10 protein-coding genes and 2 pseudogenes are annotated in these 16439 nt (G+C 53.8%); 6 read left to right on the forward strand and 6 right to left on the reverse strand.

What is annotated here, in order from left to right:
• Nucleotides 1-5: 5 nt before the first annotated feature.
• Nucleotides 6-1106 carry an ATP-binding protein gene (locus tag KAJ71_RS09265; protein WP_021177950.1) on the reverse strand — a complete coding sequence of 367 codons (1101 nt, stop codon included), beginning with the start codon at nucleotides 1104-1106 and terminating at the stop codon, nucleotides 6-8.
• A gap of 59 nt (nucleotides 1107-1165) precedes the next feature.
• Nucleotides 1166-5041, reverse strand: coding sequence for a DUF4132 domain-containing protein (locus tag KAJ71_RS09270; protein WP_248945447.1), 3876 nt, complete (start codon nucleotides 5039-5041; stop codon nucleotides 1166-1168).
• A gap of 195 nt (nucleotides 5042-5236) precedes the next feature.
• Here KAJ71_RS09270 and KAJ71_RS09275 point away from each other — a divergent pair, with 195 nt between their 5' ends.
• Nucleotides 5237-5935 carry a LysR substrate-binding domain-containing protein gene (locus tag KAJ71_RS09275; protein ID WP_248945448.1) on the forward strand — a complete coding sequence of 233 codons (699 nt, stop codon included), beginning with the start codon at nucleotides 5237-5239 and terminating at the stop codon, nucleotides 5933-5935.
• Nucleotides 5936-5948: 13 nt separating this feature from the next.
• On the opposite strand, the gene KAJ71_RS09280 is transcribed toward KAJ71_RS09275, so the two are convergent.
• Nucleotides 5949-7286: an aminotransferase-like domain-containing protein gene (locus KAJ71_RS09280; protein WP_248945449.1), complete on the reverse strand. Its 1338-nt coding sequence runs from the start codon at nucleotides 7284-7286 to the stop codon at nucleotides 5949-5951.
• 95 nt (nucleotides 7287-7381) lie between these two features.
• Between KAJ71_RS09280 and KAJ71_RS09285 the strand changes: the two genes are divergently transcribed.
• Nucleotides 7382-8260: a DMT family transporter gene (locus KAJ71_RS09285; protein ID WP_248945450.1), complete on the forward strand. Its 879-nt coding sequence runs from the start codon at nucleotides 7382-7384 to the stop codon at nucleotides 8258-8260.
• A 5-nt stretch (nucleotides 8261-8265) separates the two neighbouring features.
• Here the strand turns inward: KAJ71_RS09285 and KAJ71_RS09290 are convergent.
• Both KAJ71_RS09290 and KAJ71_RS09295 read right to left on the reverse strand, forming a co-directional pair.
• Nucleotides 8266-8628 (reverse strand): annotated as a pseudogene (locus KAJ71_RS09290) (flavin reductase); the annotation flags it as partial.
• A 17-nt stretch (nucleotides 8629-8645) separates the two neighbouring features.
• Nucleotides 8646-10067 (reverse strand): MFS transporter, encoded by a 1422-nt coding sequence (locus tag KAJ71_RS09295; RefSeq protein WP_248945451.1) that lies wholly within the window; start codon nucleotides 10065-10067, stop codon nucleotides 8646-8648.
• 101 nt (nucleotides 10068-10168) lie between these two features.
• On the opposite strand from KAJ71_RS09295, the pseudogene KAJ71_RS09300 reads away from it, so the two are divergent.
• Both KAJ71_RS09300 and KAJ71_RS09305 read left to right on the forward strand, forming a co-directional pair.
• Nucleotides 10169-10297 (forward strand): annotated as a pseudogene (locus KAJ71_RS09300) (hypothetical protein); the annotation flags it as partial.
• Nucleotides 10298-10498: 201 nt separating this feature from the next.
• Nucleotides 10499-12004 (forward strand): Na+/H+ antiporter NhaC family protein, encoded by a 1506-nt coding sequence (locus KAJ71_RS09305; protein ID WP_248945452.1) that lies wholly within the window; start codon nucleotides 10499-10501, stop codon nucleotides 12002-12004.
• Here the strand turns inward: KAJ71_RS09305 and KAJ71_RS09310 are convergent.
• Complete coding sequence (locus tag KAJ71_RS09310; RefSeq protein ID WP_248945453.1) at nucleotides 11966-12934, reverse strand: acyltransferase family protein; 969 nt, start codon at nucleotides 12932-12934, stop codon at nucleotides 11966-11968. The genes KAJ71_RS09305 and KAJ71_RS09310 overlap by 39 nt on opposite strands.
• A gap of 564 nt (nucleotides 12935-13498) precedes the next feature.
• On the opposite strand from KAJ71_RS09310, the gene KAJ71_RS09315 reads away from it, so the two are divergent.
• Both KAJ71_RS09315 and arcA read left to right on the forward strand, forming a co-directional pair.
• A complete protein-coding gene (locus KAJ71_RS09315) occupies nucleotides 13499-15019 on the forward strand; it encodes an amino acid permease (protein WP_248945454.1) in 1521 nt (506 codons plus the stop codon).
• Between the two features lie 15 nt (nucleotides 15020-15034).
• Nucleotides 15035-16309, forward strand: coding sequence for an arginine deiminase (gene arcA / locus KAJ71_RS09320; protein ID WP_248945455.1), 1275 nt, complete (start codon nucleotides 15035-15037; stop codon nucleotides 16307-16309).
• Nucleotides 16310-16439 lie beyond the last annotated feature (130 nt).

Raw genomic sequence — 16439 nt, forward strand, 5'->3', positions numbered from 1 at the left:
CGCCTTTAAGGCAAACGGTGTCTGGCTTGGTAATAGGCCCGCCAATGGTTACCGGGCTTTTTCGCGACCTTTTGCTCAAAATAGCGCCTGAGTTTTGCCCGATCGTCCGCATTGTCTTTGACCACCGTCCCGGCGATACACTCCACCAGGTCGGCAGGCTCACCGCTGCGCTGTTCAAGAAACCATGCCCGCACTCCCACCGCATGGGCCACGTTCACCGCCTCGGCGGTCGACATCACGGCGGTTAACCGATCCATGGCGCTGTCGCCGCCTTTACCCGCTGATTTCTCACCGCCGCGCAGATCGCGGAAGGTGGTGACCAGCAGTTCCAGCACCTCAACGGGGACGGTATGAGGAATGGCGCTCTTTTCCAACAGCCGGTTGGACGCCGTAGCCACCAAATCCAGTTCCTGTTGGAAATCCATAATCGGAAATACGGTCTCAAAATCAAAGCGGCGTTTCAGGGCGGCACTCATTTCGTTCACGCCGCGATCACGGGTGTTGGCGGTGCCGATAATGTTGAACCCTTCCTGCGCATACAGCAGGTTATGGTCATCATTCAGCTCGGGGATGGTCATCACGCGATCGGACAACATACCTAGCAGGCAGTCCTGCACTTCCAACGGCGCACGAGTGATCTCTTCAAAACGCACAATTTTACCGTCGCGCATGCCCTGATAAAGCGGTGCCGGAACCAGCGCTTTCAGCGAAGGCCCTTCATTGATCAGCATGGCGTAGTTCCATGAATACTTGATCTGATCTTCGGTAATCGATGCCCCGCCCTGGATCGTCAGGCTTGAGGTGCCGGAGATGGCGGTCGCCAGTAGTTCAGACAGCATGGACTTGGCCGTGCCCGGCTCACCGACCAACATCAGGCCGCGGCCAGTCGCCAGCGTAACCAGCATCCGCTCAATCGAGGCCACGTCGGCGACAATTTTGCGCTCAATGCCTAACTTTTCGTCACCCAGAATAAAGCGCCGAGCGGCATTCAGGCTCAGTGCCCAGCCCGGCGGGCGCGGCTGGTTATCCAATTCTGCCAACAGGGCAAGTTGTTCTGCGTATTGAATTTCCGCTGGTGGCCGCTGCATTTTTTGTTGTTCAGACATAGGGATGGATTCTCTTGGTAGACGGTACGATCCCGACATGCGTCGGGATCAAGGCAAGTTTAGGCACGCAGGGCTTCCATATCGCGGATCAGTTCGCTGATAACGATGTCATCCACAATAGTGAACGGTTTGCGTTCTTCGGTTCGCTGCCAGTAATACTGGCCGTCGTCGATCACCACCCTCTCCAGCGTCTGTTCAGGGTATTCATCGACCATACCCACGATAATGCAGGGGTCAAACGACAGGCTAAACCCCAACTGGCGATCGATGGGCTTGATGAAGTCCATGATCGCGCCGCCGTCCTGGGCATCGCCACGGCGCCAGCCTTTGTTAGCCAGCCCAAGAATACGGCCAGTGGGGACTACGGCCCCTTTCCAGCGCAGCAGCTCACGGCTTTCCCGCTCTTGATCGGTCAGGCTGTAAGTATCGCGGCCTAACTGGACGAACGGTTGCAACAGTTCATAATCAGCAAACAGTTGGCCGAAACCTGCCGCCTGGTGCTCAGGCAACTCCAACGCGTGCGGAATACCAATGCGCACGTTATCGCCCTGCGGCAAGGTGTATTCGTCATCTTCTGCGGTGGTCAGGCTGCCGTCTTCGGCAACGCGGAAACAATCCACCAATTTGCCGCCATGAGTAGAATCATCGTCCACCAGATACACGCCCCAAGCCAGGCGTTGCACCAAGTGGCGAACCAGCGGATGGCGCACCAAGAACAGATCGAATAGTTCAGGTGTCCAGCGGCGGCGCTGGCACATGGCAATTTCCAAGCGCACAACTTGCTGGGCGGCCACGGTGCGGGCATCTTTTTTCAGCAGCTTGAAGATGTTCACCGCTTCATTGGCCAGTTCCTGATTGTCGGTCTTTTTCGGCTTCGGTAGATCTTTCAGGCGGGTGCCATCCCTATCGCGCACGAACGGTTTCAGGGTTTCATCGAAGCTGACGGTAAACTGGCGATCGCCGAAGTCCAGCCGCAGCGAGCCGTTTTCATCCAACCCTAAATCCGGCGCTAAACGGTCTTCCAACTCCTCAATGGTTAACTCACGGGCTTCGGCAATGGCCGCAATCTTTTCCCGTGCCCGATCCTGTAAGCCTTTAAATTTGACCTTCTGCGCGATGCCGTTCAGCAGCATCAGCGCCACGTCGGATCCGATCTGATTCAACACTTCCAGGCCGTTAACCGCCCGCTGATGCTGAGCCTCTCCTGGCCAGGCTCGAATAAACGGCGTAAGCTTGCGTGCGGTGTCATCGGTACCAAACAGGCCCAGAGACATAAAGGCCCAGCCCTCTTTCGACGGTGCCGCAGCAAATAACCATGCTGAGAACATATCCCAGGCAAAGTCCGCCAGTGAGTCTGGATCGCAAGCCTGTTTTACCTGATTGATCCCTTCATACCGTCCCTCACTGACCGGGAAGCGCAGCATGGTGCCTAAGTGTTCCAACGCGCTGTCCGGTAAAGCTCGGTTAGTGGCCTTGAGTAACGGACGACGCCAACCTGCGGGTTGATAAAAGTCAGGAGATTTGCTGATTTTACTCGGGAAGCGATCGAGCGGATCTTCATCCAGCATGGCGCGCAGTGCGTCGATAACCTCTGGATCGCCGTAAGCCTCACCGGTCTGCATAATCAACGCTTCGTGCCCCTGCGTGGCCAGCATCCGTAACGCCGAGGTTGCGCAATCTTTGGCTTCCCCTTTTTTGCCTAATGCCGCAGGGATCAGGCCGATAGCGCTGTGGTGCGGATATTTGCACAGCCACTGCTGGGCTTCGCTACGCAGCGTTTTCAGCTTGAGGTAGGCACGGGCGATAAGCGGGGCCAATTCGCTGGCACCCACGTGGCCCCAGACATTGCTCAGTTCTGTTGGGCGAGAGCGTACCGCGTTGATCAGGCCGGGTAGCGCCGCTTCACCAAATTTGGCCACCATATACTCCTCACCGCTACATTGGTGAGTAGATAAACTGCTCCATAAGGTCAGTGCCATCTCATCGGGCAACAGCGAGGTAAAGCGCATACTAAAGTTTGACCAACTGGTTTCTGCAAGCTGAGCCTTCCAGGCATCAATTAGGCCCTGCGTATCCCGGTTTCTGATGGCAACGGCTGCCGTTTCGTTCTGGCTCTTCCTGTTACCTGATTGATAAATCTGGAAACCCAGCTCATTGGCCAGCGTGTTCATATTTTTTGCGGCAGCCTGATAGCGTTTTTCTTCCCAGCCATTCAGCGCTAACCACCGTTTTTTCTCTTCATCGGTTAAATCGAGTACCGGTGCCAGCACCTGTGGCTCAAGTGCCAGGACTGCCGCTTCGCGTTTTTTCTTTTTCTGTAGCCAAGGCGGGCTGACCAGCACCAGGGGTAAATCAGCCTCATCGGCTAATTCAACCGGGCCAGATACGCGGGCAATCAAGTCTTGCACTTGAGTTTGCGCTGCCCCGCTCATCCAGGGCAGTAACTGGGCCACTTGTTCAGGATTGGCCAGCAGCAGATTGCTTAAGCAGGCGCTCAACATGCCGCTATCTTTGTTGTTAGAGGCCAACAGCTCGGCAAGCGCCGGGATCGATGCCAGTGGCCAACGGTGTGCGGCGTCGATAAACCGCGCCAGAAACGCTTTACCCTGACCGGAAACCTGCGCCAGTGCGGTAATTGCCGCCGGTGTACCAATACAGGCGAGAGCATCACCGGTAAGGGTGATTTCCGGCTGGTAGGCCAGGATTGGCACCGCGTTAACGCCGCGCTCTGCAATCAGCGTAGCGATACTAAATTCACAGTTAAGGAATGCAGCGTGGCGATAGGTAGAACGGCTCATTACGCCTAACGACTTCAGAACAGCCTCATCGGTGGCAACCAACTGTAGCCATGGCGTGACGTCACTATCCCCCTGTTGGAGCAACTCACCGGCTAACCGGTTCGCGATATCTGGGCGTTCAGGCAGTAACAAGGCAATCAACGGCTGGCGGCTAACATGCAGCTGCGGCAAGCCTGCGAGCAGTTTATCCACGCAAATCTGCCATTCGGCCTCATCGGCACAAGCCAGGAACTTACGAAAATGTAGCTCAGCGCTGCTATAGGGGGCCATCCACGAACTGCTTAGCGGATCTGCGATATCTGTATTGAGGTAGTAACTGTGTTTTTGCGCATCACTATCCCAGTTGGATTCAACACAGATCCCTTGCGCCAGTAGCAGCACATCAATCGCGTACGGCAATCCCTTTCTGGCTACTAAAAAGTCGGTAATATCTGTCTTGTTGTCGCCGTAATAACGGTTGGTACCGGCCTTGCATGCCAGGGCAAACAACACCGCATCTGACTCAATGGTGCCGTCCATCTGTTGATCGGCCAACCGTTGCCAGCTTGCAACATAAGTCTGGCGCAACTCCGCAGACGAAGAGTCAAAGTCAGTCTGAAAATCGTCACTTTTATAGAGGTGGTTGCGAAGCTTGATCCAGCTCTGCTTATCGTTTAGCTCCGGCTTTTCGCCCGGATGGGCTCGGTTGGCCAATGCCTGAACGCTTAAATTCTTCGGTAAGGAAATCGGTTCACCCTTGGCTAACCACGGTGGTGTTTCGCCAGCAGGTTTGGCGATGTCCGAAGAGATAACGGATTGCGAGAGTATGGTGGCAGCAGAGACCTGAGGCGTACTTTCTGCTGGGGTATCGCTTATTGGCTCAGCGCGGGGTTTTTCTGCTGGTTCAACCTTCGGTTTTGGCGTTGTGGCGCCAATGGTGGCGTTTTCATCAACGGCAATTTCAACGTAGCCTTTGCCGGTTTTTTCCTTCACTAGCTTCGTCATGGCAGCCGAGGCCTTGGTGTCGTTATCAAAACTCTTGGTCTGGCTTTGCCCTTGCGTACCAATCTTGCCCCAGCGCAGGTTTAAATCACTGTCCGACTGCTCGATTTGCCAAAATTTGTTTGATTTATCATCTTTGAATTCGAAATGACGCACCGCTGTCTCCCTGGGGATCAATTATCCATAAAATAACGCGTGGGATTAAGTTATCAGATATTTAGGCGATGAATAGAGGAACTGCATGGAATTTGAGAAAAACGCCATGCGGCCAGATGGATGACAAAGCGGCAATGCTGCAGAATTTGTAACAGGCGGACTATTCACCCCAAGCTAATTATTAACGGGCGCAGCATGCAGCGCCCCTGCGTACTGAGCGGGTTGACGTTTATCAGCAGTTCAAAGGCTCCCAATTTGGGAGCCTTTGATCAGTATGAGATAGGGATGCTTGCACTGACGCACGATATCCTGATCCCCTCTTTAGGTGAGCTTCAGGCCCTCTACCCTCAAATTGATATCGTCCTCACTGCGTCAGATCGCCTGACGAATTTGGTTTCAGAAGGGATTGACTGCGTGATCCGTTTAGGGGAACTTGTTGATTCAAGTTTTATCTCACGCCGTGTGGGCAACGTCGATATGGCTACCTGCGCTGCGCCGTCATACCTTGAAAAATACGGGATCCCCATGACGCCGGATGATCTTGTACATCACAAAGCCATTAATTTTTTCAGTGAACACAGTCGTGAAGTGATGGAGTGGAAGTTCGCCATGAATGGGGAAGTGGTCTCACGACGTCCAGGAAGCAATATGTTGGTTAACAATTCAGACGTGCTTCTCTCGAGTGGGCTGGCGGGACTGGGTATGGTTCATGCGTTAAGGGCGGCGCTGGAACCACATATCCAGTCAGGTAAGCTAACTGAAGTATTAACCGATTATACCCCTGTCACTAAACCGGTATCTCTTTTGTATCCTGACCGGCGCTACCTATCACCTAAAGTCCGGGTATTTATAGACTGGTTCGCCGAAGTCTTTGCCCGGAAGCACCCACTTTAGTGCTGGCTGATGGTTAAAGATAAGAGTGAAGTTGGATCACCCGGCTGACCACTTCTAATGCTTGTTGCAGGGTTGGCAGCGGCAGCGAACCCAACGCCAAACGCAGGGCATGTGGCACATGAGCAGAGGTAGCAAAAGGTTCTGCGGTAGAGAGCGAAATACGCTCTTTTAACAAGGCAGCGGCGATGCGATCCGCCCTGACCTCCTCTGGCAAGGGCACCCACAGAAAATAAGAATCAGGGTGGCCGATATAGTTCAGCTCGCTCAGTGCTTCCCTGGCTATTGACTGACGTAACCGGGCATCTTGGCGTTTTTCGTCTTCTAGCCGCATAACGGTGCCGTCTTCGATCCACTCACACAGGATCGCGGTCATGATCGCCGGGGTATTCCAGGTGGTTGCCCTGATGGCTCGTTCCAATGCGGGGATCCATTTTTCCGGGGCAGCGACTATGCCAACACGTAACCCGGTCGCGACATTCTTGGAAAAACCGGAAATATATACCGTGTGTTCAGGGGCTAGAGTTGCTAACGGCAGTGGCGGTTGCTCTGCCAGATAGGCGTACGCGGCATCCTCGATGATTAGCAGCCCATGTTCGCGAGCCAGCGCCACCAACCGGTGCCTCTGTGGCTCGCTCATCACCCAGCCAAGCGGATTATGCAGCGTTGGCATGCAGTAAACGGCTCGCACCGGGCAGCGCTGGCATAGCCGTTCAAGTTCCGCCAAATCAGGGCCATCGCTCAACGCGGGAATGGCGACCAACTCAAGATGGTAGCTCTCGGCCAGGATTTTAAAACCCGGATAGGTCAAGGCATCAACCGCGACCACGTCGCCCGGTTGCAACAGCCCCATCACGGTGATGGCTAACCCTTGTTGAGCGCCATTTACCAGCAAAACGTTCTCTGCCGCCAGGTTTAAGCCACGGTGGTTCAGATGTCTGGCTACGACCGCCCGCTCATGTGGCCGACCTGCATGGGGTTGATAGCGTAGCAATGCGTCCAGATCGCCGGAGGAAGCCAACTGACGCAACGCTGCTCTCAGCAATTCGCTTTGTGACGATAGCGTCGGGTAATTGAAGTTCAGATCGAGCATGTCCGTGGCGACGGCCTGCTGATCGATGCCCAAACCCGGCGGCAACGAAATCTCCCGGACAAAGGTCCCCCGGCCCGCTTCCCCGCTGACTAACCCCATCGCTTCAAGTTCCGCATACACCCGTGAGGCAGTGACCAACGACATGCGTTCCTGGGCGGCAAGCTGGCGATGAGTGGGTAAACGTGTCCCTGGCGTAAGACGCCCTGCGCGAATATCAGCGGCAAAACTATCGACCAGCGATTTGTAACGGGCTCGTGCCATAGCAACTTGTATCCATGACAATTTTTTGATTGTCATGATTTTGCGGCATAACATGCCGATCCACAATCCTCCAGCATCGAAAATAAGGGTGTCCCATGCAGGTGAAGATCGAGCAAAATAACGTCAGCGGCTGGCTCAATGGCTTTTTGGGCATGGTGATCTTCAGTGGTTCACTCCCCGCCACCAGAATCGCCGTGCTCAGTTTTGATCCTCTATTTCTTACAGTCGCTCGTGCTTCTATCGCTGGTCTGTTCGCGTTCCTGCTGTTAGGGCTGTTTAAACAACAGCGGCCACGAGGCGATCAGGTATTCTCCCTGATGATCGTTGCATTGGGCGTGGTAGTGGGCTTCCCATTGTTGACCGCGTTGGCGTTGCAGCATGTGACTTCGGCCCATTCCATCGTCTTTCTCGGCCTGCTGCCCTTGGCCACCGCGATATTTGGCGTGCTACGGGGTGGTGAGCGCCCTCGTCCCGCTTTCTGGCTCTTTTCTATTATCGGCAGCCTGTTGGTGATGAGTTTTGCGTTTGCTCAGGGAGTGTCCGCTTCGGTGATCGGGGATTCCTTAATGCTGGCTGCGGTGGTGGTTTGCGGGTTGGGCTATGCCGAAGGGGCTAAACTGTCGCGTGAGCTGGGAGGCTGGCAGGTGATCTGTTGGGCTCTGCTGTTGGCATTACCCGTGATGCTGACGACCTCACTGCTGCTGATACCCTCATCCTTGGAGGCTATCCGCCTGCCAGCCTGGATAAGTCTGGCCTACGTTTCGCTGTTCAGCATGCTGATCGGGTTTATCTTTTGGTACCGGGGCCTGGCTCAGGGCGGTATTGCCAGCATCGGCCAACTGCAATTGCTGCAGCCCTTTTTTGGCCTGGCGCTGGCAGCAGGCTTACTGCATGAACCCGTCAGCCTGCTGATGTTGGCCACCACGTTGGGGATTATCCTCTGCGTGGCGGGATCGCGCCGATTCGCCAAATGATCGGATCACTTCACCTTGGCCATCAGCGATTCACCGATAGCGTAGAACTGCCCACCGGCAACGTAGTGCAAACTGCGCAGCGCAGGATCGGCTGAGTCAAAATGCCAGTGGCCATCTTTAAATACACGAGTATCGGACCAGGCCCCGGTCACTTCACCAATAAACAGATCGTGGGCCTGCTGATTATGGGACTCCGGGATCAGTCGACACGCCAGCCAGGCGGAGCACCCTGCCACAAAAGGCAGTGGCCGATCGTCAAAACTGAACAATTCGACGCCACAGTTTGCCAGTGTGTCGGGTTCGGTATGCAGGCTGCGATTACCGACCTCATAGGCCAGCTGTAGCTGAGCCACAGTGGTTAGTTGCAGCTTAATATGTGACGGCGTCACTTTTGTGTAACAGGCTGGCCCCGGCGATGAAACTGGCTCCACAGCGCCATCAACAACCCCAGCCCCGCTAAAACAGCAGCCACCAGATAGGTCAAGTGTAAACCTGCCGCGCTCCCTAACCGTATATCGCTAGCAGCCGAGGCTAAAGCGAATATCCCCCCCATAGCGGAAGCCCCGATGATAAAGCCAAGGTTGCGCGCCAGATTTAACAGACCAGATACCACCCCACGCCGCTCAATGCCAACCTGTTTGATCACCGCCGTGTTGTTGGCCGCCTGGAACAAGGCATAGCCTGCGGTGATCAGGCAGATCGGCAAGATATAGCCCAAAACGCCCTGCGTAGGTGACACCATCGATAAGGTTAATGCTCCCAGGCAAACGCCCAGTAATCCCTGGCTAATCATCTGCGGTGCCCCGAAGCGGTCGACCAGATATCCCGATGGCACACCCGCCAATGCGGCAATCAGCGGCCCAGCGGACATCACCAAACCCACCATCTGTGGCGCTAAACCTAACCCATGTGCAAGATAGAAAGGCCCCACCACGAATGACGTCATGATCACCGCACTCACCAGCATATTGGTTAGCAGGCCGCTGCTCAGGATTGGCTGACGCAATAGGGCCAGTTGGACCAGCGGGCTTGCCACTTTTCTCTCAACCCAGACGAAGGCGCTGGCCGCAACGGCTGTCCCCAACAACAGTAGGCTATTGAGCGAGCCGAAATGGCCGTGCCCCAACGTCATGGCCAGCGAAAATAGCGCCAGTGTCAAACCGAGCAAGGCCATTCCGACGAAGTCAAAACGCGCCTGTTTCGTTACCTGCTGCGGATCAGTTTGCGGGAGATAGCGATAAACGCAAAACAGCGCGACGCCCCCCAGCGGCAGGTTGATCAGGAAAATTGACTGCCAGCCAAATCCGGCAATCAAGACGCCACCCAGCGTAGGGCCAAGCGCGGTCCCCACAGCGGATAAGGTGCCGAGCAACCCCATCGCCCGTCCGACCTTATCCTTGCTGATGGTTTCGCCAACTAGTGCCAGAGTGATGGCCATCATCACTGCGCCCCCTAACCCTTGCGCAACACGGGCCGCAATCAACCACCAGATGGTCGGAGCGACAGCACAACCCAGTGAGGCGAGCATAAACAGGCCGAGACCGGCCAGTAACAGCGTGCGACGGCTGATGATATCCCCCAACCGTCCGACGCCCACAATCAGCGTGGTGATTGCCAGCAGATAAGCGATCACCACCCATTGCACATCTTGAAACGAAGCGCCGAACACCTGCGCTAATGTGGGTAGACTAACGTTGGTGATGCTGCTGCCCAGAGAGGAAAGCAGCGTTGGCAAGGCCAGGCTAATGAGTCCGCCGCGCAGAGCCGATGGTGACAGAGAGATGACGTTTTGTGCGCCGGTTTTCATGGTGGGTAGGCTCCTGAGTAAACTTTCAGTCAGCCTAAGGCAAACCATAACATGGCGGAAGGCGCATGATGTGCAACTTATAAGTGCACCAAACGCCTTATGTGCGTACCGAGGGGGCCATTTACGGCTTCTTCAATTTCATCACCAAAATTGCCATGGCGATTGGTGGCGGCTGTGCCGGGTTGATGCTCGATTACTTTGACTACTTTGCCGCCATCAATTCGACGGCAGAACTGCACATCATGACCGATTTCCGCTGTCTGCCACTGGATCGGCAAATCGTTGCACGCTTACAGAGCTTCAACAGCGACCCGCAATAGTGAAAATAATCATTGCCCTATACCGCCTGTGGCTATACTTACCGCAGTAGCTACCGCAGGTATCGCTGTTGCCTGAACCCTCCTGTCTTAACTGTCTGTGGAGCCGTGCCCATGAGCAAATCAGCTAAAACTCCCCGCCCTGTTAAAGCCCCAAGCTATCTGGATGCTCTACTGCCGATAGTCACGTTGATTTTGCTGGTCGGATCTTCCGTTGCGCTGTTTGGGCTTGAAGCCGTCAACGGTCCTTTGCAGGTGGCCATCATCCTCAGCACCATGATCACCGCGATAGTCATCCTGAAGAATGGCCATAGTTGGGAGGAGATCTCCGAGTCTGGACGCAAGGGCATTGCCACCGTCTCGGGGGCCATTTTTATCCTGTTTTCCGTCGGGGCGCTGATTGGCACCTGGAACATGTCCGGCACCATTCCCACTATGGTGTATTACGGTATTATATTGATCACCCCCAACTGGTTCTATCCGATAGCCTTTTTGGTCTGCGTTGGCGTCTCTTTAAGTATTGGCAGTTCCTGGACCACGGCGGGCACCTTGGGAGTCGGATTGGTCGGGCTGGCCAATATGCTGGGGTTATCACCAGAAATTACGGCCGGGGCGGTAATTTCCGGCGCTTACGTGGGTGACAAGATCTCGCCGCTGTCTGAAAGTACCGTATTGGCCGCTCAACTCAACGGCGTCGAATTGTATAAACATATTCGCGCCCAGCTTTGGACTACCGTTCCGGCGGCGGTCATTGCCCTAATCGCTTTTATCCTGTTAGGGCTAAATCAGCATAGTGCCTTTGATGCCACCGTCACCAACAACGAACTGACCCGCTTTAACGAACTGTTCCACATCACACCGTGGAACCTGTTGCCGCTGCTTTTCCTGTTGGCATTATCGGTCGCCAAGGTGCCAGCCCCGTTGGCCATCATGTGCTCAGCCTTGATGGCGGGGATCATGACGTCCTTTATGCAACCGCAGGTGATCGAACGCTTTATTGTCGAGCCCGATCTTGCCAGCCCGCTGTTGGCCATCAAGGCGGCCTGGCTGGCGATGGCGACCGGTTTCCAGGAGAACTCCGGTATCGAGCAGATCGATGCCCTGCTTTCCCGCGGTGGTATGGACAGTATGCTGCTGACGATCTGGTTGATCATCGGTGCCGTGACGTTTGGCATTATGGTGGATGACTTCGGACTGCTGAACAAACTGGTTACGCCGCTGCTGCTGCGGGCCAGAACCGTCGGCAAGCTGTTTACCTCGGTGGTTGCCACCGCCATTGGGCTGAACATTGCGGCAGGCGATCAGTATATTGCCCTATTGCTGCCCACCAGGCTGTTCCGTGCCGAGTTTGCCAAGCGCGGGCTGGCACCAGAAAACCTGTCACGCATCGTTTCGGACGCCGGGATTGTCACCTCCCCGCTGATTCCCTGGAACTCTTGCGGAGCTTATATGGCTGCGGTTTTGGGTGTCTCGACCATGGCCTACATGCCGTTTGCCATCTTTAATATTGCCGCACCGCTGATCACTCTGGCGCTAGGTATCACCGGCTTTAATATTCGCCATATCCCCATTGCCACCCCGTCAAAAGGAGATAATCCGAGCCGTAAAGCGGTTGAGTAGCAACAGTCGGGAAATCAGCACCGAGGCAATAAATACCAGGATCAACAGCGTGAACTTAAGCGTGGCGTCGTTGAAATCATACAGCGTGGTAATAAAATAGAAGACGCTGTAGTGAACGATATAGACGCCCACCATCGCAGGGCTAATAAACTCAACGACGCGGGTGAGCAATCGGCTCTGGATGGCGATATTATCAAACAGGATAAACAGTGCCAGGCTCATACCCAACAGGTGCAGGTGCTCCAACACAAACCAGCCGGCGACGCTGATTTGGGTATGGGTTGATAGATAGCGTTCGTAGAAATACATGGAGATACCAATAGGGATCACCAGCACCCTGGCGGCCCACAACACGCCTGGTCTCTTAGTGAAACGCCGGCCCGGAGCTTCCCCCAAAACGTGGCCAAAAATGTAATAGCCACCCCAAATCCAAATGAACGAATAGCTGGAGATAAACAGTGGATCGTCCTGAGTATCCAGAGGGCTGAAAATGTCCAACAGGGCAATTACGGCAACCAACCCGGCAAACACGGCCGCAGTTATTTTTAAATGCTTAATAGCCCTCAGGATGATGGGGTAAATTAAATAGATAATACCCATACTCAATAATATGCCGTTTTGTAAAATATAACCCTGATGAATGTATTGGGTTTTTATTAAAGATGAAACGATGTTCCAGAAAATAATGATCAGGATGATGGATTTTATTTTCACCACAATCTCCCTCCTGGTGAGTTTCTCTACCTCATCCATGTAACCGATAATTATAAAAAACAACGGTTTGGCAATAATAGACACGAAGTACAACACCCCCATGGTATTGGCATGGAGGAAACACTCGAAGGCGCACATTTGGCTGGTCGAGAAGAAGGTGACAGCGGCAAAACAACTCAAACTCTTTAATGCCTGCTGGCTAACATTGTTGATCATAGTTTTCCATCCATCACCGGGTTGATGTGACACACCCTGCTGTTTTTTATAAAAATAATCTTAGTACATTAAAACCCACGGCACAACGCGCATATTTAACAATGATCCGAATGAATACCCACTCCATGGGAGTTTTCCTAGGGATCAATGAACTGGGTTTATATGTTAATTATTTTTATGAAACCTTCATTTTCATGCTTAAAGCACATTGATTTCTCTGGCTAGAAACAATCCGCCAGCCTTTTACACCCCATTGATTTTACTTACAAAAATATTAAATCCGATTATATCAATAAGTTTACGCATGCCAAAATAAAGCATTTAAATTGATTTAATCTCCTTTAACGAGTTGTTAATCAAGAATATTCCTGCATTTGGTTTTTTATTCCATTAGACGGAGTGGTTTCACCTTTACGACGAATCAACCGTGCTGATGTTGAAGAAAAAGTTATTTGCGACAGGAAAATTTTCCGGTTATGACTATGATTTAATCGTAGGTCGGTTGGTAACGTTATCCTTTAATTACGCAAAACTTTATTTGACTCGGTGTCAGTAAGGAAAACCATGACGAGCTCATCAACGAATAAATTGTCCCTATGGTCTCTCACCGCACTGGTAGTGGGTTCCATGATAGGGGCCGGGATATTTTCTTTACCGGCCACCTTTGGGCGTGCTACGGGAGGGTTTGGTGCCATCATCGCCTGGTGTATTGCCGGCGGCGGGATGTTAATGCTGGCCTTTGTGTTTCAAACGCTGGCGCAACGAAAACCCGATCTCGATTCCGGCGTGTTTATCTATGCCAAAGCCGGATTCGGTGATTATCTGGGATTTGCCTCTGCACTTGGCTTCTGGGCCGGGACCTGTATTGGTAACGTCTCTTACTTTGTGCTGATCAAATCGACCCTGGGGGCCTTCTTCCCGATATTTGGCGACGGCAATACCATTCCCGCAGTGTTGTTTGCTTCGGTCATTCTTTGGGGATTCCACATTCTGGTACTGCGTGGGGTTAAAAGCGCCGCGGCTATCAACACCATTGCCACTATCGCCAAAATCCTGCCGATCCTCATCTTTGTTATTGTGCTGATCTTTGCCTTTAAAAGTGACGTGTTTGCACTCAACTTTTGGGGAACACCAGAGACCGCAGCCTCTTTAGCCAGCGTGGGGGATCTCTCTCATCTTAACGATTACGGCTATGTGGGCCATGCGGCGGCGGCCATCGTCCCTACCGCGGAACCTGAATCCCTGTTCAGCCAGGTGCGCAGCACCATGCTGGTGACGGTATTCGTGTTCCTGGGGATTGAAGGTGCCAGCGTCTATTCCCGCTATGCCAAAGAACGCAGCCACGTGGGGATTGCCACAGTACTGGGGTTCATTGGGGTGCTGTGCCTGTTGGTGCTGATCACCATGCTGTCTTACGGCGTGCTGCTCCGTCCCGATCTGGCGGCGTTGCGCCAACCTTCGATGGCGGGCGTGTTGGAAGCTATCGTGGGGCGCTGGGGGGCTATCTTCATCAGCGTGGGCCTGATTGTCTCGGTACTGGGTGCCTATCTCTCCTGGTCTTTGCTGGCGGCAGAAGTGCTGTTTTCCGCCGCGAAAAGCAAGAGTATGCCGAAGGTGTTCGCCACCGAAAACAGCAATGCGGTGCCCTCTTCCGCCGTCTGGCTGACCAACATCACCATTCAGGTATTTTTGATCCTGACGCTGTTTAGCGATTACGCCTTCCAGCTGGCGCTAGAACTGACCAGTTCCCTGACCCTGATCCCGTATCTGTTGGTGGGTGCCTATGGGCTGAAATTAGCCCTGACCGGCGAAACCTACGAGACCGATAAACGCGATCACAAAAAGGATCTGATCTTCGCGCTGATCGCCACCTTCTACGCATTGCTGATGCTGTACGCCGGTGGCATGAAATACCTGTTGCTCTCCGCCATCATCTATGGCCCAGGCACACTGCTATACATTATGGCCAAACGTGAACAACAGGCAAAAGTGTTCACCCCGGCCGAGATGGGGCTCTTTGTAATCGTTATGGTCGCCGCCATTGTTGCAATCTACAGCATTGCCACTGGCGTTATCACAATCTGATCGAGGCAAGTCATTATGTCGACAAAAAAAAAGACGCACTCCAAGTTTGGTGTTCATTCAGAAGTAGGGAAATTACATAAAGTCATGGTTTGCGCCCCTGGCAAAGCGCATAACCGGCTGACGCCAAGTAATTGTGATGAGCTGTTGTTTGATGACGTGCTGTGGGTTGAACGCGCCAAGCGTGACCATTTTGACTTTATGACCAAGATGCGTGAACACGGCGTGGATGTGGTTGAAATGCATAACCTGCTGGCCGAAACCCTGGCGCTGCCCGAAGCCAGAAAGTGGATATTGGACCAGCAGATTGTGCCAAATGAGGTGTCGCTGGGCATTCTGAAAGAAACACGTAGCTTCCTGGATGGCCTGGCACCACGGGCGTTGGCGGAGGTGCTGATCGGTGGCCTTTCCACTACCGAGCTGGCCAAAGAAGGCTATGCCGACCACGAAGAGTTGAAGCTGATCCGCGAAGCGGTGGGCATTACCGAATACCTGCTGCCACCGCTGCCGAATACCTTATATACCCGTGATACCACCTGCTGGATCTACGGCGGCGTGACCTTGAACCCACTGTATTGGCCAGCCCGCCACGAAGAAACCATTCTGACCACGGCGATCTATAAGTTCCACCCAGACTTTGGCGAAGCCAATGTTAACGTTTGGTGGGGGGACCCAACGGTGCACCACGGTACCGCCACGCTCGAAGGTGGGGACGTGATGCCGATCGGCAACAAAACGGTGCTGATTGGGATGAGTGAGCGTACTTCGCATCAAGCGATCACCCAGTTGGCCGCCGCGCTGTTTGCCAACAAACATTCCGGCGTTGAACGGGTGATGATTGCCGCCATGCCGAAACTGCGTGCCGCCATGCACCTGGATACGGTATTTACCTTCTGCGACCGTGATGTGGTGACGCTCTACCCGGCTATCGTCAATCAGATCAAAACCTTCTCACTGCGCCCGGATGATGGCCCAACCGGCATGAAGCTGAGCCGCGATAAAGGCACCTTTGTTGAAGCCATTGCCGGAGCATTGAACCTGAAAAAACTGCGGGTGGTGGAAACCGAAGGCAACGACTACGACACCGAACGCCAACAGTGGGACAGCGGCAACAACATGGTGGCGCTCTCTCCTGGGGTGGTGCTGGCTTACGACCGTAATACCAAAACCAACACCCAATTGCGTAAGGAAGGGGTTGAGGTGATTGAGATTGTCGGTAGTGAGCTGGGCCGTGGCCGTGGCGGTGGCCACTGTATGACCTGCCCGATTATCCGCGATGCCATTGATTATTAATCGCCAAGCTTGAGCAGACCAGGCCGGATAAACGCTGTTAATCCGGCCTTTTCATTTCTAACTGAATACCACGTCCTATGGACGTGGTTATCGGCTTTTTGGCTCTGCCAGTAATGCTACTCATGGGAAA

The sequence above is a fragment of the Serratia silvae genome (genome assembly GCF_023282985.1).
GTDB lineage: Bacteria > Pseudomonadota > Gammaproteobacteria > Enterobacterales > Enterobacteriaceae > Chania > Chania silvae.